Origin of the sequence: Corynebacterium axilliensis (genome assembly GCF_046097495.1) — a bacterium.
Taxonomy (GTDB): Bacteria; Actinomycetota; Actinomycetes; order Mycobacteriales; family Mycobacteriaceae; genus Corynebacterium.
In genome coordinates this window covers 1,436,384-1,453,953 of the sequence record NZ_CP175768.1, presented here as the reverse complement: position 1 = coordinate 1,453,953, position 17,570 = coordinate 1,436,384, and the positions used below count along the sequence as shown (strand labels likewise).

Below are 17,570 nucleotides of genomic sequence, written 5' to 3'. Positions count from 1 at the left end.
CACGATGGGGCGCACGTGCAGTCTAGAGCCCGAAGAATTCCTCCACGAGCTCGGCAGCGATGAAGGAATCCGTGTTTTTACCCAGGCGTGGGTCCAGCTCGTTGCCCGACGGGATGACGTGGCCCATGCCCTCGACGCTCACGAGCTCGACCGGCGCGCCGGTGGCGTCTGCCGGCTCCCAGCGGTCGACAACGGTGTCGGGGAAAAGGTGGGTGCGCTCTGGCCCGGCGGCATGGTTGAGATCCGCCAGGCGCGCCGCGGTCCACGGCGCGGAGGTCACCTCGCCGCGGGTTTGTGTGGCATCTAACCCGGCCACCCCGCCCTCGTAAGGCGCTAGCGGATCGTCCGTGCCGTGCATGAGCAGCACCGGCGTGGGAAGGTACGCCGAATCCGGGTTGCTCGGCGCGTGGTTGGCCCCCGCACCCAGGGTGGAGGCGAAGACGCAGGCGGAGTGGAGGAGCCCGGGGGCGTCGAAAAGCAGGCGCAGCACCATCTGGCCTCCGTTGGAGTAGCCGCACGCGCTGGTGCGCTCAATGCCGTAGCGCTCCCGCGCGAGATCGACGAGGACGCGGGCAAAGGAGACGTCGTCAATGCCCAGTTCCCTGGCCTTGACCGGCAGGGTGCCGCGCGCGTCGTTGAAGTGGCGGTCCACGCCCTCCGGGTAGATGATGACGCGGCCGGTGCGGCGCGCCATCTCATCAAACGTATTCGCCGTAAACCGCCGCATCACGCTGCCGGACTGCAACGAGCCGTGGAAGAAGAGCAGCAGCTCCCCAGTGGGGTTATCCGGCTCTACGGTGACAAAGGTGCGGGTGCGGCCATCAAGTTCCAGGGATTCCTTCACAGCCTGTCAGTTTAGTCAGGGTGCGCGCAGTTTTCGTCGTGCGTGCTGGTGTGGTGCTCCTCCGCGGGAGTCTTGTGCTCGCGGTGGAAGCGCGCGGCCGCAATGTCATCGCGCACCGCGGTGCGCCCGCGCAGCCAGCCGATGAGACGGCAGACCAGGTAGATGACGAAGGAAATGGTAGTAACGAACACCGAGACAGGCAGGCCCGGAGCCAAGGAGAGCACGAAGCCGCCGACGGCCGCGACCTCCGCAAAGACCGTGGACCACACCACTGCTCGCAGCGGGGAGGAGGTTATCTGCACCGCGGCCGCGCCCGGCGTGATGAGCAGCGCCATGACGAGCAGCGAGCCGACGATCTGCACCGACTGCGCGGCCGTGAGCCCGACCAGGATGGCAAAGCCCACCGAGAGGGACTTGACTGGCACGCCGGCAGCCTGGGCCATGACCGGGTCGGCCGAGGCGAAGAGCAGCGGGCGCCAGAAGAGTGCTACCACGGCGACGACGATGATCATGGTGGCCGCCAGCAGCCACACGGAGGCAGAAGAAACGCCCACGATCTGGCCGGTCAGCAGCGTCATCGCCGTGTTGGCGTTGCCGGGGTAGAGATGCAGGAACAGCACGGATAGGCCCAGCCCGAAGCTCATGACCACGCCGATGGCGCTATCCTGCTGGCCCTTGAGGCCCAGCACCGCCAGGATGATGGCCGCCACGATGGCCCCGGCGATGGCGCCGAAGCCGAGGTTGAGCCCGAACAGCAGTGCCGCGGCCGCACCCATGAGAGCCAGCTCCGAGGTGGCGTGCACGGAAAACGACATCTGGCGCAGCACGATAAGAGAGGTCATCACGCCGGACAGGATGCCCAGCAGGGCGCAGGCAATCAGGGAGGATTGCACGAAATCGACGCCCAGCAGGTACTGGGTGTCTTCGAAGAACTTAGACAACGATGAGCCTTCCATCGACGTTGATAACGGTGACGTCTGAGCCATAGAGCTCTGAAAGTACCTCGGAGCGCATGACGTCCTCCACCGCGCCAAACGTGTGGCCGTTCGGGGCGATGTAGAGCACCTTGTCCACCACGCCCAGCACTGGGTTGATGCCGTGGGTGACGAAGATAATGGAGGTGCCGCGCTCGCGCCGCCATGCGTCGAGCTTGGCCACGGTGGCCTGTTGGCGGGCCGGGTCGAGGGAGAGCAGCGGCTCGTCGGCGAGGATGACCTCGGGGTCGTTCGCCAGCGCCTGGGCCTGGCGGATGAGCTGCTGCTGGCCGCCGGAGAGCTGCCCCACGCGGCGGTTGGCAATGCCGGTGGCGCCCACCTCTGCGAGGAGCTCGTCGACGCGCCCGCGGTCAGGGCGGCGGTGGCGCACGGCGCCGTGCGCCAGCGATAGGGAGACCAGATCGCGGGCGCGCAGCGGCAGGTCCTGGGGGAACATGCGCTGTTGGGGGATAAAGCCGACGCGGCAGTTGACGTCAACGCTTCCGGCGGTGAGCTGGCGGGTGCCCAGGATGGTACCGAGGAGCGTGGATTTACCCACGCCGTTGGGCCCCAAAACGGCGATGAACTCGCCGCGGTCAACGGCGAGGTTCATCTGGGACCACAGCGGTTCAACTGCGGCGTTGTTAAAGGATAGGAGCACTACTTGGCAGCCTCGAGTGCGGAGACGGACTCGTCGTAGTAGTCGAGGAAGTTGGTGTTCTCCGGCGGGGTTTCACCAATCTCGACCACCGGGATGTTCTGTTCCTTCGCGGCGTCGCGGATGCGGGCGGCCATGTCGGTCTCCGTCTGCGGGTTGAAGACGAGCAGGTCGATCTTGCCGGACTTGATGTCCTCCAGGAAGGCCGCGAGGTCGGCCGCGGTGGGCTCGCCCTCGGCGACGGTGGCCTTGCGGTAGCCCTCCGGGGTGGCGTCGGTGCTGTCGGTGTACTTGAAGATGTAGTCCGCGATCGGCTCGGTCTGGGCGTAGTTGCGCTGGGGCAGCTTCTCGACGCGCTGCTTAATCTCCTCCACGCGCTTGACCAGCGGGTCCGCGGAAGCCTTGGCGTCCGGGTTGGTCTCGTTGACCATGTCGGCGACGTCAGAGGCTACCTTCTCGATAGCCGCGGCGTCGTACCAGACGTGCTCGTTGCCGTCGATGTTGGTGATCTGGGAGGGATCATCCTGGGCAATCTTCTTGGCCTCATCCATGGTCACGGTCTCTACGTCACCGTGCTCGTGGCCTTCTTCATGGCTGTGGTCGTGGCCCTCGTCGTGGCCTTCTTCGTGGCTGTGGTCGTGCGAGTGCTCATGGCCCTCGTCGTGGGAGTGCTCGTGCTCCTCGTCGTGGGAGTGTCCGTGGTCGTGGTGGTGCTCCGTCAGCGGCAGGGCGTGGATGATCTCGTCCTGGTTCTCCACGGCCTGGTAGAGCCACGCGTCGTAGCCGCCGCCACCGGCGATGATGACGTCGGCCTCGTTCGCCTTCGCAATGTCCGCGGCGGTGGGCTCGAAGTGGTGCGGGTCGACGCCGTTGCCGGTGACGATGGCCTCGACATCAATGTTGACGTCGGTCTGCGCGGTGTCCACCACGGCCTCGGCCACATCAGCCCAGATGGAGGTGGAGGCGACGACGTGGATGGTGTCCTTATCGGAGCTTCCGTCAGAGCCGTCGGCGCTGCTGCCGTCGGAGCTGCAGGCGGTCAGAGTTGCGGCGCCGAGGGTGGCGGCGAAGACGGCGGCGGTGGGGCGCAGGAGTGCCCGGTGTGAGAAAGATGTGGTCATGCGAATCATCCTAGAGCGTAATGAAAAAGGTTGCCAAATGGTAATGAGTTGAAAACGGGTAGGGTTACCGGCATGTCGAAACGCAGCACGACGCTGGCCTCCCTCGCCGCCGAACTGGGGGTCTCCCGCACCACGGTGTCCAACGCCTATAACCGCCCGGACCAGCTCGCCCCCGCCACCCGCGAGCGCATCCTCGCCGCGGCCGCTGCCCGTGGATACGCCGGCCCCGACCCCACCGCGCGGAGCCTGCGTACTCGCCGCCAAGGCTCGGTGGGGGTGCTGCTCACCGAGCACCTGTCCTATGCCTTCGAGGACATGGCCTCGGTGGACTTCTTGGCGGGGATGGCGGAGGCGTCGGCAGGCGCGAGCACCACCCTGACGCTCATTCCCGCCGGCCCCGACACGGTGGGCGCGCCGGACGACGCCCACGCGGCCCAGCTCGTTAGCTCCGCCGCTGTTGACGGCTTTGTGGTCTACTCCGTGGCGGCGGGGGATGCGTACCTGGAGGCCGTGCGGCGCCGCGGCCTGCCCGTCGTGGTGTGCGACCAGCCCACGGATTCGGGCCTGCCCTTCGTTGGCATCGACGACCACGCCGCGATTGCCCCCGCGGCGCAAGCGCTTATCGACGCCTCCCATGCCCGCATCGGCATCCTGTCCATCCGCCTGCACCGCGAGCGCCACGACGGCGAGGTCTCACCCGCGCAGCTGGCTGCCGCGGACATGCACGTGCAGCGCGCCCGCGTCCAAGGCGCCCTCGAGGTGCTGCGTGCGGCGGGGATCGAGGGCGTTCCCGTGGTTACCCGCCACATCAATGATTCGCGCACCGCCTATGCTGCCGCCGAAGAGCTGCTCACCGCGCACCCGGATCTCACGGCGGTGCTGTGCACGACGGACTCGATGGCCCTCGGCGTCCTGGCCTACGCCCGCGATCACGGCATCAGCGTCCCCGAGCAGCTGTCCGTGACCGGCTTCGACGGCATTGCTCCTGCACTCGCAGTGGGCTTAAGCACCGTGGTCCAGCCGAACAAGGCGAAGGGCGCGGCCGCCGGCCACATGCTGGCAGAGCTCATCGACCGCGACGCGGCCCGCGGCGGGCGTGCGACACAACCGGCCGAGCCGCCGCACAAACTGCTGCGCACGTCCTTTCACCCCGGGCGCACTGTGGCACGCCCGCGGGGTGAGCAGCTTCTGCCGGGGCGCGGCTAGGCGTGGGCCGCGCGGGCGCGGGCCAGCTGCTCCAGGAAGTCCGACACCGCGTGGACGTCGGACACGCGCAGCTGCGCGTGGGTCTGGCCTTCGCCCACCTTTACACCCAGGTCCGGCGGCTGGTTGAGCACGGCAAACCCGTCCTCGTCGGTGGTGTCATCCCCCAAGAAAACCACCGCCGTCGCACCTACCCGGGCGCGCAGTCCCTCAATCCAGGTGCCCTTGGTGGCGCGGGTGGCGGAAAACTCCACCACGCACTTGCCGGTGGTCTTGGGGAAGCCGTCGGCGCTGAGCGCCACGCCCTCCGCGTAGGCGGCCGCCGCCGCGTCGGGGTCCTGCAGCTCCAGCGCGCGCAGGTGCAGTACCCGCTGGAAAGGCTTGACCTCCAGCTCTGCGCCGGGGTGGCGGGCGATGATCTCCTGGATCTCCGCCTCCTTCTTGGCCAGGTGGGCCTCCATCTCCGGGGTTAGGGCGGAGTTCTCCCACGAGGATTCCGCGCCGTGCGAGCCGCCAAATAAGATGGGCTCGCGCAGCGGGAAGACCTGCTTGAGACCGTCGAGGTGGCGCCCAGAGAGCACCGCCACCGTGGTGTTCGGAAGCTGGGAGAGCGCAGCCAGGGCATCCACGGAGCGCTGCTCGGGGCTCACGGAGTAGGCGTCGCGGGCGAAGGCCGCCAGCGTGCCGTCGAAATCAGAGACAACCGCCAGGTGCTCGGCGGCGGCGAGGGAGTCAATCATGATTCCCAGGCTACAGCGTGGCCAGGCGGATAATGGGGGAGTCCACGGCGTCGGTGCGCAGCGTGAGAATCAGCTGGTTGTTCTCGTTGACCTCAAAGGTAAAGTCGTTGCCCGTCGCAATGAGATTGCGCAGGAGAAAATCCACCCGCTGGGGCGACCCGGTGCACTCCGGCCCACCGGCCGCGTCCTCGTAGGTTACTTCCTCCACGTGCATGGAGTCGGCGTCCCAGATGGTGGAGTCCTTCTCGCCCTGGCGGAAGGAGACATCGGCAGTAAAGGGCACGCAGCCGGTGGAGCCGACCATCGTGTGTTCCCCAAAGCTCAGGTGCGGCACCTGCGTGGTGTCCTTCGCAATCGCCGACGGTGCATCTGGCGTCGTGTACAGGTTGACCACCTGCCACTGCTTGCCCACCACGGTGTCGTCGCCAGGCGCGGTTGGCTCCGCGTCGTCCGCGCCGCACCCGGAAAGCGCGCCCGCGCACAGGGCAGCGGCCGCGAGGCGGCCTAGAAAGCGCTTCATGCCTGCTCCTCCTGGGAATCGAGCGCGCCCAGGAAGGAACGTGACCACAGCGCGATGTCGTGCTCGCGGACCTGGGAATTCATAGCCGCCATGCGCTCGCGCATGGTGTCCGGGGACTCATCCAGGCCCTTGATGGCGGACAGCAGCGCTCGCTTGATCGACTCGATGTCGAACGGGTTGCACAGGTTGGCGTGTGTCAGCTCCGCCGCCGCGCCCGCGAACTCGGAGAGAACGAGCGCGCCGGAGCCATCGCCGTGGCTGGCCACGTACTCCTTGGCCACCAGGTTCATGCCGTCCTTAAACGGGGTGACCAGCATGATGTCCGCGAGGCGGTAGTAGCGCCGGAGCACGTCCTTGGGCACGGAACGGTGCTGGTAGTGCACCACGGGAGCGCCCAGGCGGCCGAAGCGCCCGTTGATGCGGCCCACGGCCTCCTCTACCTTGGAGCGGGTGGCGCGGTAGTGGTCGATGCGCTCGCGCGACGGCGTGGCCAGTTGCACCAGCGTGACCTCGGCCGGGTCCAAGGCGCCGGTATCGAGCAGCTCCTCGAACGCAGTGAGGCGCTGGAGGATGCCCTTGGTGTAATCCAGGCGGTCCACGCCCAGAATGATGTGCTTGGGGTTGCCCAGCTCGGCGCGCAGCTTCTCGACGTCCCCTGTCTCCCCCTCGCCAAAGTCATCCGCGGCGATGGAGATGGGGAAGGCGGCCACGCCGACGCGGTGGCCGCTGGAGGTCACGATGTGCGCGTTCACCTCCCGCGTGCTGACCTCACCCTCGACGCTCAGGCCCTGGGTGCGCGCCAGCTCGAGGAAGTTGCGGGCGTTGGACTCGAGGTGGAAGCCGATCAAGTTTGCGTCGAGAAGCCCCCGCACCAGCTCCTCGCGCCACGGCAGCTGGCGGAACAGATCCGGGGAGGGGAACGGGATGTGCAGGAAGAACCCGATGGTCAGATCCGGGCGCAGCTGGCGCAGGATGCCCGGCACGAGTTGGAGCTGATAGTCCTGCACCCACACCGTGGCGTTCTCGGCGGCAACAGCTGCGACCTCATTGGCGAACCGGAGGTTGACCTCGCGGTAGGTGTCCCACCAGTCGCGGTTATAGACGGGCGTGACGATGAGATCGTGGTAGAGCGGCCACAGCGTGGCGTTGGAAAAGCCCTCATAGAAGGCTTCAAAGTCCTCCTGGGTGAGGCGGACGGGGTGGAGCAGCACGCCGTTGTCGGTGGTGAAGGGTTCCGGGGCAGCATCGGCCACGCCCGGCCAGCCCACCCAACAGCCCTGATGCTCCTCCAGAACCGGGGAGAGTGCGGTGACCAGTCCGCCCGGGGAGGCCTTCCACTCCCGGGTGCCGTCCGGGTGGGTCTCCAGAATCCACCGGCAGGCGGTTGGCCACGACGACGAAGCTGTTGGTGCGGCCCGGCATGCCTAGTCCTTCTTGGTCGACTTCTTCGTGGCCTTCTTGGTCGATTTCTTCGTCGACTTCTTGGAGGCCTTCTTCGTAGCCTTCTTGGTCGACTTCTTAGACGCCTTCTTCGTGGACTTCTTCGATGCCTTCTTGGTGGACTTCTTCTTCGGGGCGGCATCCGCCTGCTCCGCCAGCACCTTGCGGTGTACCAAGCCCTCCGGCTCCACGCCCAGCATCGACATAAGCGTTACGCCATCGAGGAAATCCTCCGCATAGGTGGCAACGACGCGGCGCGCGGCGCGGGCGGTCTCTTCCTCAACGGCGTGGGTCTGATCAGCTGCGGGCTGAGTATCGGTGACCTTGGGTGGCACGGAGTCCTCCTGGAATGACGTGTGAAAGCTTTCAGACCGGACATTCTACGCTATTGCTGCTCCGGAGGGGTGGTGGGGGCGGGCTTGCCCGGGACCGTATAGGTGGGGCGCTGTGCTGAAGCTTGATTTGGTGACTGCGCTGGTTGCTGGGCCGGGAATTGAGTGGTGACCGGCCACATGTCCGTGATGGGTTCCGTGACGGCGTCGCCCTGCTGGAAGCGTGCCTGCTGGGCCGGGGTCGGCGGCTTGGGGCCGTACTCCGGCGGCGGGGCCGGCAGGTTGTGGCGCGGGGCGAAGGGCGACATGGGTACGCGCGGAATGCGGGCGCGCTGCGCCAGGCGGGTCGCCCGGGAGAAGGAGAAGGTGCCCAGGCGCTTGAAGGCGGTGTAGGGGCGGAAGTACTGCGGGCGGCGCAGGCGGCGCGCTACGCGCTCACCGAAGACCACGCCGGCCGCCAGCGCGCCGGAGATAGCCAGGGCGCTGGCCAGGTTGGTCAGGCCGGTAACAATCTGCTCGTTGAGCATGGCGTACATGCCGCGGTACAGCGTCAGGCCCGGCAGCATCGGGGTATAGCCCACAATCATGGTGATAAGCGGCGGCATCATGTAGCGGCGGGAGAGCAAACCGCCGGCCAGGCCCACCGCCACGGCGGAGATACCGGAGGCGACCACCGGGCCGACGCCGAAGGGCACGACCACGAAGTAGTAGAAGACCATACCGGCAGCAGCGGTGAGCCCGGAGATGGTGACCTCAGACCACCGCGCGCCGAGGGCCAGCGCAAAGCCTGCAGAACCGATTCCGCCGCACACCACGAGCAGTGGGATCTTGTGATAGACCGGCGGGGCCAGTGTGGCCAGCGGCGGCAGGCTAAAGCCCAGCCACCCCGCCACCTGAATACCCAGGCCCACGCCGGCGATGATGGCGCCGGTGGCCATGATGGCCTCGAAGAACTTGGCGGAGGACGTCACGGGGGCGCGGGTAATGCCGTCGACGAGACACTGCACCAAGGTAAGGCCCGCTACCAGCACGATGATGCCCGAACCGATGATCTGGGAGGGAAGCATCTGGATGCCGAATTGCGCAAACACGTTGTAGAGGATGGCGGCTGGCACCACGGCGAGGAAGCCACCCACAATGTTCTGATAGAAGGGCGGCAGGCGGTAATTAGCCAGGAACATGTTTGTTCCCATGCTCAGCATGGTGATCAGGAAGGTCACCACGCCGACCAACAGGTCGCCGCCGAGCATGACAGCGATGAAGCCGCCCATCGCTCCCCACGCGGTAATGATGGTGGGTTTGGAATAGGGGTTCTGCATGGCGTCGATGTCATCAAGGATCTTTTCCGCCATCGCCGGCGGGGTGGCGCCGGAGTGGATGGAGTGGATGAGGCGATCCACGGCCGAGAGCTTGGTGAAGTCCACCGCGATACCCGGGGCGACGCGGAAGACGTGCAGGTTGCGGCGGTGGGGGCCGGTGCCCATCGACGTGTGAATCGTGATGGTGTTCATCAAGATCGACACATGGCAGTAGTGCAGACCGTAGGAGGAGGCCACCAGGTGGATCTGCGCCTGGGCGTCCGTGTTGGCCGTGCCCGCCGCGATGAGGATTTCGCCCACGCGCGCCGCGATCTCCATAACGCCCGTCACCTGTGCGGGGTCGGTGAGGTCGACCGGGGCGAGCGGGGAGGGAGGCGGCGCGGCCTTGGCGGCGTCAATGGTGGCTACGCGCGACGAGCGGCTCTTAAGGCGCTGGCGCAACGAGGAGAGTACAGACACGAAAAAGAAAGACCTCTACAAGTTCTGGGTGTGGTAAACCAGCACTTTAGTAACTGCCGTCAATTTATGCACCTGCCAGTGACTATCCCCCTTCACAGGCGCGGGAGACCGCGCGCTTTTGCGCTGCGCACGGGGCGTAATGTGCCCCGGCTTTCTCTGCTTGGGGGTGGCTCGGGTACCATTCCGGTAGCGGATCATCCGCGGTGCTGGAGTGGCGCAATTGGTAGCGCAACGCACTTGTAATGCGTAGGTTGCGAGTTCAAGTCTCGTCTCCAGCTCAAATTATGTAGTGAGGTGGCCCAAGGCGACGTCAATAAGCGCGCGGCGCCTACCCGGCGGTAGGGGCCTTTCGGTGAGGTGGTCGTAGACCCATAGGCCGTTGCCAATCACCGCCGCGAGCAGCACAGACTCATCCTCCGTGTCGGGGCTGGGAAGCCAGCGACTATCGACGTCCCGCCACACCGCCTGGAAGTCCGCGTGCGACTGGGCGTGGATGGTCATGAGCAGTTCGATGAGCGGATCATGCTTGCCCATCGACGTAATCGCTGCCCGGTAGCGCTCGCGTTCCGTGAGCTCGTCCGCAATCTTGCCGCCGGACAGCTCCACCAGCTCCGCCTCCCAGCGCTGCGCGCACAGCTGATGGCAGTCCACGAGCAGGTCGTGGCGGGTGGGGAAGTGGTAAATCAAGCCGGACTTGCTCATTCCCGTGGCGGCCGCCAGGGAGTCATAGGTCAGCGCGTGGACGCCGTCGTGCTCGATGATGCCCAGTGCTGCGTCGAGAACATTTTCCTTTTTACTAGTGCGCGGCATGAGCACCTCCTGAGGTCGGGTTGGTGCGGAAGCACCAGGCGGTGAGCGCGGCGAAGACCAGCATGGCTACGGCCAGCCCAGCGGTGGTGGTCAGGTAGGCCTCCGTGTAGGCGCCGGCAGCAGTCTCCTGCAGTGCGGGGTCGTGCAGCGCGTCCATGCCGGCCTGCCGCACCTCCTCGGTGGCGTTGGAGGTGAAGAGGAGGGGGACCACAGAGCCCGTCACGGCGATGGAGAGCAGCGTGCCAAACTCATAAGAGACCTCTTCCACGCCCGCGGCCATGCCCGAGCGCGAGGCCGGCGCAGCACCAATGATGGCGGTGGAGGAGACCGACATGACCAGCCCGGCCCCGAGGCCAGTGGCAAAGAGGCAGGCAAGGTAGACCGCGAAGTGCTCGTGGTGGCCTGCCCACACCGCACCGGATACGCCGGCGGCCATGAGTGAGAAGCCGCCCGAGATAATCGGCAGGAACCCCCAACGGTGGAGGTTCGCACCGCCCAGGGCGGACATGGGAAGTGCCGCCAGCGCGATCACGGAAATGATAAGACCTGCTTCGAGCGGCGAATGCGCGTCCACCAGCTGCAGCTTCTGCGTGGTGGTCATCTCCAGCCCGGAGAGGCCAAACATAGCGCCGCCCGCGGCGATGACACCGCCGGTGAAGATGGGGGAGCGGAAGACATCGAAGGTGAGGAGCGGATCGCTGAGCTTGGACTGGCGGCGGGTAAACAGCGTGGCGCCGAGGAGGAAGACGGCGAGCGCTCCGCCGATGAGCGGGAGGTGTGGGTGGGAGCTCGCCGCGGTTTTGATGACCAGCACCAGTGCCGCCAGGGTGATGAGCGCGTACAGGGAGGACAGGAAATCCCAGTGCTTGTCCGGGTTCGCCACATTGGGCGGGGCGAGGAAAGGTGTCAGCGCGAGCGCGAGGATGACGATGGGCACGTTGACGAGGAAGACGGAGCCCCACCAGAAGTGCTGGAGGAGGAAACCGCCCACGGTCGGCCCGGCCGCAGCGCCGACGACGGCGATGGAGCCCCATATACCGATAGCGGTGTTGCGCTCAATCTCGTTCTCGAAGGTCAGCCGGATGAGCGCCAAGGTGGCCGGCATCATGATGGAGGCGCCGATGCCTAAAAACGCGCGGGCGGCGACCAGCTCCCACGCGCCGGGCGCGAGGGCGGCGGTCAGTGAGGCCAGGCCGAAAATCCACAGGCCGATGACGAACATGCGGCGGTGCCCGATGCGGTCCCCGAGCGTGCCGGTGCCCAGGAGCAGGCCGGCGATCATGAGGGCATAGGCGTTGATGATCCACAGCTGCTGCAGCGAGCTGGCATGCAGCTGCTCCGAGAGCGTGGGCAGGGCCGTGTAGAGGATGGAGTTATCCAGTCCGATCATGAGCAGGCCGAGGGATACGACGCCGAAGAAAGACCAGCGGCGCAGGGCAGAGGAGCGCAGTGCCTCGGCGGAGGTGCGGGCGCGGGCGGGCACGTGCTGTGACGGGGGCAGGGTGGTATGCGGCGTTCCTGACTCTGACATGCCGGAAACTATAGCGAACGGTCGTTACAGTTTCAACTCTGGAACGCTCGGTTTGTTGTTGAGGTCACAAAGATTTTTTAACGTGAGAAATGAGCGTTAAGGTGGCGAAATGCCCTTGTGAAGGGGAACACTAGAGAGTGTTCAAGAAACAGAGTTAGAAATCGAGGTTAGGTAAACATGGCAGGTAATTACGCTGAACAGTTTGTCGACACTCTGGTGGCCCAGGGTGTCGAGCGCATTTACGGACTCGTGGGTGACTCCCTCAACCCGATCGTGGACGCGGTTCGTCGCTCCTCCATCGAGTGGGTTCACGTTCGCAACGAGGAGGCTGCCGCCTTCGCCGCTGAGGCGGACTCCCTGACCACCGGCAAGCTCGCTGTCTGTGCCGCCTCCTGCGGCCCGGGTAATACCCACCTCATCGAGGGTCTGTACGACGCTCACCGCAACGGCGCCAAGGTGCTGGCCATTGCTAGCCACATCCCGTCCCGCCAGATCGGTTCCAAGTTCTTCCAGGAGACCCACCCGGAGGCTATCTTCCAGGAGTGCTCCGGCTACTGCGAGATGGTCAACTCTGCAGAGCAGGGCGGCGTTGTCCTGCACCACGCCATCCAGTCCACCATGGCGGGCAACGGTGTGTCCGTGCTGGTTATCCCCGGTGACGTCTCCATGCAGGAGGCAGAGGATGACACCTTCACCTCCTCCGTTATCTCCTCCGGCTCCCCGGTTGTCTTCCCGGACCCGGCCGAGGCCGCAGCCCTGACCCAGGCCATCAACGAGGCCAAGACCGTTGCGCTCTTCGTTGGCGCCGGCGTGAAGAACGCCCGCAAGCAGGTCCTGGCTCTGGCGGAGAAGGTCAAGGCCCCGATTGGTCACGCCCTCGGCGGCAAGATGTACATCCAGTACGACAACCCCTTCGATGTCGGCATGTCCGGCCTGCTCGGCTACGGTGCTGCCCACGAGGCCACCCACGAGGCCGACCTGCTCATCATGCTGGGCACCGACTTCCCGTACAACGACTTCCTGCCGTCCGACAACGTGGCGCAGGTCGACATCGACGGCTCCCACATCGGCCGCCGCACCCGCATCAAGTACCCGGTGACCGGTGACGTTGCCGCCACCATTGAGAACATCCTCCCGCACGTCGATGAGAAGAAGGATCGCTCCTTCCTGGACAAGATGCTCAAGAAGCACTACGACAAGCTGGAGCACGTCGTGGAGGCCTACACCTCCAACGTGGAAAAGCACACCCCGATCCACCCGGAGTACGTGGCAGACCTCATTGACCGGAACGCCGATGAGGACGCCATCTTCACCGTCGATACCGGCATGTGCAACGTGTGGGGCGCGCGCTACATCACCGCCAACGGCAAGCGCGAGCAGATCGGTTCCTTCCGCCACGGCACCATGGCCAACGCCCTGCCGATGGCCATCGGTGCCCAGGCGGCGAACCCGGGCCGCCAGGTCATCACCTTCTCCGGCGACGGTGGCCTGTCCATGCTCATGGGTGAGCTGCTCACCGTGAAGCTGCACAACCTGCCGGTGAAGATGTTCGTGTTCAACAACTCCTCTCTCGGCATGGTCAAGCTGGAGATGCTGGTCCAGGGCCTGCCGGAGCACGAGACCGACCACGAGCACGTCAACTTTGCCAAGATTGCTGAAGGCGCTGGCATCAAGCACTTCCGCATCGAGGACCCGAAGGACGCACCGCGCCAGATCAAGCAGGCGTTGGCGTACAACGGGCCGGCGCTTATCGACGTCGTGACGGACCCCAACGCCCTCTCCCTGCCGCCGACGCTGACCTTCGAGCAGCTCATGGGCTTCTCCAAGGCTGCCACCCGCACCGTCTTTGACGGTGGCGTGGGCCAGATGCTCACCATGGCAAAGTCCAACTTGCGCAACATCCCGCGCCCGCAGGACTTCTAAGCGGCCCTTTACGCATTCGGTCGATACCCCCGCCTCGCCCCTGAGCACACGTGTTGCCGTGGGCAGGCGGGGGTTTGTCATGCGTAAAGCTCTCGCCTTGCACCTGCCGCGACGACAACTTCTAAGCTGCGTGTCATGAGCACGGACGACAACGAATACAGCATCGGTGAGGTGGCCGCCCTCCTCAAGGTCACCACCCGCACATTGCGGCACTGGGATGGTATCGGGCTGTTGAGCCCTCAGTGGCGCACAGTGGGGGACCACCGACTCTATACGGAGGATGACCTGCAGCGCGGCATGGACATTGTGATCTATCGCAGCGTCGGCATCGAGCTGAAGGACATCGCTGAGCTATTGCAGGCGCCCGCCGCCTCCGCCGTGGACCGCCTCCGCGCTCAGCAAGCAGCCCTGCAGAAGCGGCGCGCCGACGTCGACGCGATGCTGCAGGCAGTGAACCGACTAATCAAGGAGACCGAGATGGACAAGAACCTCACCGCGAGCCAGAAGGTAGAGAAGCTGGGGCAGCAGTGGCCGCAGCTGCACGAGGAAGCCCGCCAGAAGTGGGGCGACGGCGCGGAGTGGGCCGCTAGCGCCGCCACCGCGGAGAACATGGGAACGGCAGAGTGGAACGAGGTGGCAGTGAACCACGAGAGCTTCGCCCGCGAGCTCGAGGACGCCGCCGAAACTGGAGTGGAAGAAGGAAGTGAGAAGGCGCGGGAAATCGTCGATAAGCACTTGGCGTTTATCGCGCAGTGGTACCCCGCCACCCGCTCCAAACAGGTCATCCTGGCCCGCATGTACTGCGAGGACCCGCGCTTTGATGAGGCCTACCGCGGTCATGCCGCTTACCTGCGCCGGCTGATTGAGGCCCAGGCGAAGGCGGAGGGTCTGGACCTTAGCGCCGTGGCGTGGGAGTAGCACCCCCGCTGACGTCGTCCTCCGGAGTTCACAGCACACGTACAGACTCCGCTCAGTAGGCTGGGAAGGCGCAGTGCCATACTTTTCTTTCTGAGTGAGAATTCTGAACGTCAGCCCGCGCCTGGGCGGCCCCAGTGAGGTGTCCGGAGCACGGCGGAGAAAGGACTAAGCGGGACAATGGAAGAGTCAAAAGAGGTCAAGGTACTCGTCGTCGATGACGAGCCGAATATTGTAGAGCTGCTCACGGTATCCCTGAAGTTCCAGGGCTTCGACGTGCACAGCGCTAACTCCGGCAACGAGGCTTTGCGCATCGCGCGCGAGATTAACCCGGACGCCTACATCATGGACGTCATGATGCCCGGCATGGACGGCTTTGAGCTTCTGGGCAAGCTGCGCAGCGAAGGACTCGACGGCCCCGTCCTGTACCTCACCGCCAAGGACTCCGTGGACCAGCGCATCCACGGCCTGACCATCGGCGCGGACGACTACGTGACCAAGCCGTTTAGTCTGGAAGAGGTCATCACCCGCCTGCGCGTCATCCTGCGCCGCGGCAGTGTCGCCGAAGAGCAGGACGGCAGCGCCACCATGTCCTACGCAGACCTGACACTCAACGACGACACGCACGAGGTCACCAAGGGCGGTGAGATCGTGGAGCTCTCACCCACCGAGTTCAACCTGCTGCGCTACCTCATGCAGAACCGCGAGGTCGTGCTCTCCAAGGCCAAAATTCTGGACAACGTGTGGCACTACGACTTTGGCGGCGATGGCAACGTGGTGGAGTCCTACATTTCTTACCTGCGCCGCAAGATCGACACCGGTGATACCCCGCTGATCCACACCGTCCGCGGCGTGGGTTATGTGCTGCGCATGCCGCGCTCGTAGGCTCGGCAAGTATGAGCCACCCCGAATCTGCATCCTCGGACCCCGGCACGGCCGTCGCGGTCGAGCCGCCCCAGCGGCGCCGGCGCGGCCCCAAGGCGCTCCCGCTGCGCACCTGGCTGCTGGTGTTGATGGTGCTGGTGTCCGGCATTGGCCTCGCCACGTCGGCGCTGGCAGTGTCGTCGATCATGCGCAACGTGCTCTATACCCGCGTGGACACCGAGCTTAATGACGCCCTCCACTCCTGGGCCAGCAACCTGGACGAGGCCCTCTACACGCAGGACCGCAGCCGCCGCCCACCGACGGATTACGTGGCCATTGCGTACTATCCCAACGGCACCATCTTGTCCACAGGCCCGACGGTGAACCTCCCCGATTCCAAGGACGTGCTTATCGGCGGCGAGCCGACGTCGGTGAGCTCGACGCAGGATGACACCGAATGGCGCGTGGTGGCGCAGATGAAGCCGGACGGCTCGGTGGTGGTCGTGGGCAAGAACATGACCACGGAGAATTCCATCCTCAAGGGACTAGCCATCGTGCAGGTCATCATCGCGGCGATGGTGCTGCTCATCATCGCGCTGGTGGGCATGGGGCTCATCCACCGCGCGCTGCGGCCGCTGCGGGTGGTGGAGAAAACAGCCTCCCAAATCGCGGCGGGCAACTTGGACAAACGTGTGCCGGAGTGGCCGCTGCATACCGAGGTGGGCCAGCTCGCCGCAGCACTCAACGTCATGCTGGGCCAGCTGCAGAACTCCGTGGTCAACGCCCAGGAAAAGGAGGCGCAGATGCGCCGCTTCGTGGGTGACGCTTCCCACGAGCTGCGCACCCCGCTGACGAGCTTGCGCGGTTACACCGAGCTCTACCGCTCCGGCGCCACACAGGACCCGGAGTTTGTCTTTGAAAAGATCGATGCGGAGTCCAAGCGGATGTCCCTGCTGGTGGAGGACCTGTTGGCCCTGACCCGCGCCGAGGGCTCGCGCCTGGACATGCGGAAGGTCGACATGCTGGAGCTGGTCCTGTCCGTGGGCTCCTCGGCGCACGCGGCCTTTGCCGGGCGCACCATCGACGTCAACAACGCCGCCGATGACATCCCCATCGTCGACGGCGACGCGGACCGCCTGCACCAAATCCTGCTCAACCTGGTCTCCAACGGCATCCGCCACGGCGGGCCGGAGGCGTCGGTGACGCTGACCCTGCGGGACGACGCGGAGCACGTGCTTATCGACGTCGCCGATGACGGCAAGGGCATCTCCCCCGAGGACGCCTCGCACATTTTCGAGCGCTTCTACCGCGCGGATACCTCGCGCACCCGTGACACCGGCGGCTCGGGCCTGGGCCTGGCCATTGTGAAATCGCTGGTGGAACAGCACGGCGGCTCCATCTCCGTGGAGTCCGAGCTCGGCCGCGGCTCCGTGTTTACCGTCTGCCTGCCCAAGTCGGCCGAGGCCTAGCTGCGGCGGCCGTCCTCGTCGGTGCCCAGGTGCTGGCGGATGCGGGCGGCTGCCTCGTCCATGGCGGCGGGGTCGGTGGCATCAGCCGCGAAGGCCTTGGCAAAGTCGTAGTCGTCCATCTTCTCAGCAGGGAAGAGATGGATGTGGGTGTGCGGTACGTCGAATCCGGCGATGACGTAGCCGGCGCGCGGCGTGTTGAAGGCGGTGGCGATGGCGCCGCCGATCTCCTGCGCAATGCTGTTGAGGTGTGCCCACACCTCGGGCTCGAGCTCCGTCCACTTGTCTACTTCCGCCACCGGCACGACCAAGGTGTGGCCGTAACGCAGGGGCTCGATGGACAAAAACGCCACGCAGGTCTCGTCGCGGTAGACAAAGCGAGCCGGCAGCTCGCCGTTGATGATCTTGGTAAATACGGAAGACATGGCCCCTAGGCTACCGCCCGTTAAGA

The 17,570-nt window shown here is 65.6% G+C and carries 16 protein-coding genes, 1 tRNA gene and 1 pseudogene; 6 read left to right on the top strand and 12 right to left on the bottom strand.

The genetic code is table 11. The annotated features are described in order from the left end of the window. Positions 1-22: 22 nt before the first annotated feature. The 4 genes from ACKFR8_RS07115 to ACKFR8_RS07100 are packed head-to-tail and all read right to left on the bottom strand — an operon-like array spanning position 23 to position 3,597. On the bottom strand, positions 23-844 hold the full coding sequence (locus ACKFR8_RS07115; RefSeq protein ID WP_408929584.1) for an alpha/beta hydrolase family esterase: 822 nt from the start codon (positions 842-844) through the stop codon (positions 23-25). Between the two features lie 11 nt (positions 845-855). Then, the gene (locus ACKFR8_RS07110) at positions 856-1,800 is read right to left on the bottom strand and encodes a metal ABC transporter permease (protein WP_408931005.1); all 945 of its coding nucleotides are present in this window, start codon (positions 1,798-1,800) and stop codon (positions 856-858) included. Further along, the gene (locus ACKFR8_RS07105) at positions 1,778-2,479 is read right to left on the bottom strand and encodes a metal ABC transporter ATP-binding protein (protein WP_408929583.1); all 702 of its coding nucleotides are present in this window, start codon (positions 2,477-2,479) and stop codon (positions 1,778-1,780) included. Before ACKFR8_RS07105 ends, ACKFR8_RS07110 begins: the two co-directional genes overlap by 23 nt. Then, on the bottom strand, positions 2,479-3,597 hold the full coding sequence (locus ACKFR8_RS07100) for a metal ABC transporter solute-binding protein, Zn/Mn family (protein WP_408929582.1): 1,119 nt from the start codon (positions 3,595-3,597) through the stop codon (positions 2,479-2,481). The genes ACKFR8_RS07105 and ACKFR8_RS07100 overlap by 1 nt, the downstream gene beginning before the upstream one ends. A gap of 72 nt (positions 3,598-3,669) precedes the next feature. On the opposite strand from ACKFR8_RS07100, the gene ACKFR8_RS07095 reads away from it, so the two are divergent. Beyond that, positions 3,670-4,803, top strand: coding sequence for a LacI family DNA-binding transcriptional regulator (locus tag ACKFR8_RS07095; protein ID WP_408929581.1), 1,134 nt, complete (start codon positions 3,670-3,672; stop codon positions 4,801-4,803). Here ACKFR8_RS07095 and otsB read toward each other — a convergent pair. The 5 genes and pseudogenes from otsB to thrE all read right to left on the bottom strand — a co-directional run bounded on the left by otsB (position 4,800) and on the right by thrE (position 9,610). Next, entirely contained in the window at positions 4,800-5,540 is a 741-nt protein-coding gene (otsB, locus tag ACKFR8_RS07090; protein WP_408929580.1) for a trehalose-phosphatase, read from the bottom strand. The genes ACKFR8_RS07095 and otsB overlap by 4 nt on opposite strands. Before the next feature lie 10 nt (positions 5,541-5,550). Next, positions 5,551-6,060 carry a hypothetical protein gene (locus tag ACKFR8_RS07085; RefSeq protein WP_408929579.1) on the bottom strand — a complete coding sequence of 170 codons (510 nt, stop codon included), beginning with the start codon at positions 6,058-6,060 and terminating at the stop codon, positions 5,551-5,553. Beyond that, positions 6,057-7,482 (bottom strand): annotated as a pseudogene (locus ACKFR8_RS07080) (trehalose-6-phosphate synthase). The gene ACKFR8_RS07085 and the pseudogene ACKFR8_RS07080 overlap by 4 nt, the downstream one beginning before the upstream one ends. A 2-nt stretch (positions 7,483-7,484) precedes the next feature. Further along, the gene (locus ACKFR8_RS07075) at positions 7,485-7,835 is read right to left on the bottom strand and encodes a hypothetical protein (RefSeq protein WP_408929578.1); all 351 of its coding nucleotides are present in this window, start codon (positions 7,833-7,835) and stop codon (positions 7,485-7,487) included. A 50-nt stretch (positions 7,836-7,885) separates the two neighbouring features. Beyond that, positions 7,886-9,610 carry a threonine/serine exporter ThrE gene (gene thrE, locus ACKFR8_RS07070; protein ID WP_408929577.1) on the bottom strand — a complete coding sequence of 575 codons (1,725 nt, stop codon included), beginning with the start codon at positions 9,608-9,610 and terminating at the stop codon, positions 7,886-7,888. A gap of 205 nt (positions 9,611-9,815) precedes the next feature. Between thrE and ACKFR8_RS07065 the strand changes: the two genes are divergently transcribed. Then, positions 9,816-9,888: transfer RNA gene (locus tag ACKFR8_RS07065), tRNA-Thr, on the top strand. 4 nt (positions 9,889-9,892) lie between these two features. Here the strand turns inward: ACKFR8_RS07065 and ACKFR8_RS07060 are convergent. Both ACKFR8_RS07060 and ACKFR8_RS07055 read right to left on the bottom strand, forming a co-directional pair. Continuing rightward, on the bottom strand, positions 9,893-10,420 hold the full coding sequence (locus tag ACKFR8_RS07060) for a TetR/AcrR family transcriptional regulator (RefSeq protein WP_408929576.1): 528 nt from the start codon (positions 10,418-10,420) through the stop codon (positions 9,893-9,895). Then, positions 10,407-11,951, bottom strand: coding sequence for an MFS transporter (locus ACKFR8_RS07055; protein WP_408929575.1), 1,545 nt, complete (start codon positions 11,949-11,951; stop codon positions 10,407-10,409). The genes ACKFR8_RS07060 and ACKFR8_RS07055 overlap by 14 nt, the downstream gene beginning before the upstream one ends. Positions 11,952-12,128: 177 nt before the next feature. On the opposite strand from ACKFR8_RS07055, the gene ACKFR8_RS07050 reads away from it, so the two are divergent. The 4 genes from ACKFR8_RS07050 (at position 12,129) to ACKFR8_RS07035 (ending at position 17,122) form a co-directional block, all read left to right on the top strand. Then, on the top strand, positions 12,129-13,874 hold the full coding sequence (locus ACKFR8_RS07050) for a pyruvate dehydrogenase (RefSeq protein WP_408929574.1): 1,746 nt from the start codon (positions 12,129-12,131) through the stop codon (positions 13,872-13,874). Between the two features lie 135 nt (positions 13,875-14,009). Then, on the top strand, positions 14,010-14,792 hold the full coding sequence (locus tag ACKFR8_RS07045; protein WP_408929573.1) for a MerR family transcriptional regulator: 783 nt from the start codon (positions 14,010-14,012) through the stop codon (positions 14,790-14,792). Between the two features lie 177 nt (positions 14,793-14,969). Further along, the gene (locus tag ACKFR8_RS07040; RefSeq protein ID WP_296132698.1) at positions 14,970-15,674 is read left to right on the top strand and encodes a response regulator transcription factor; all 705 of its coding nucleotides are present in this window, start codon (positions 14,970-14,972) and stop codon (positions 15,672-15,674) included. Between the two features lie 11 nt (positions 15,675-15,685). Then, positions 15,686-17,122 carry a sensor histidine kinase gene (locus tag ACKFR8_RS07035; protein ID WP_408929572.1) on the top strand — a complete coding sequence of 479 codons (1,437 nt, stop codon included), beginning with the start codon at positions 15,686-15,688 and terminating at the stop codon, positions 17,120-17,122. Here the strand turns inward: ACKFR8_RS07035 and ACKFR8_RS07030 are convergent. Then, positions 17,119-17,544, bottom strand: a complete 426-nt coding sequence (locus ACKFR8_RS07030) for an HIT family protein (protein ID WP_408929571.1) — start codon at positions 17,542-17,544, stop codon at positions 17,119-17,121. The two genes, ACKFR8_RS07035 and ACKFR8_RS07030, sit on opposite strands and share 4 nt — an antisense overlap. Between the last annotated feature and the right edge of the window lie 26 nt (positions 17,545-17,570).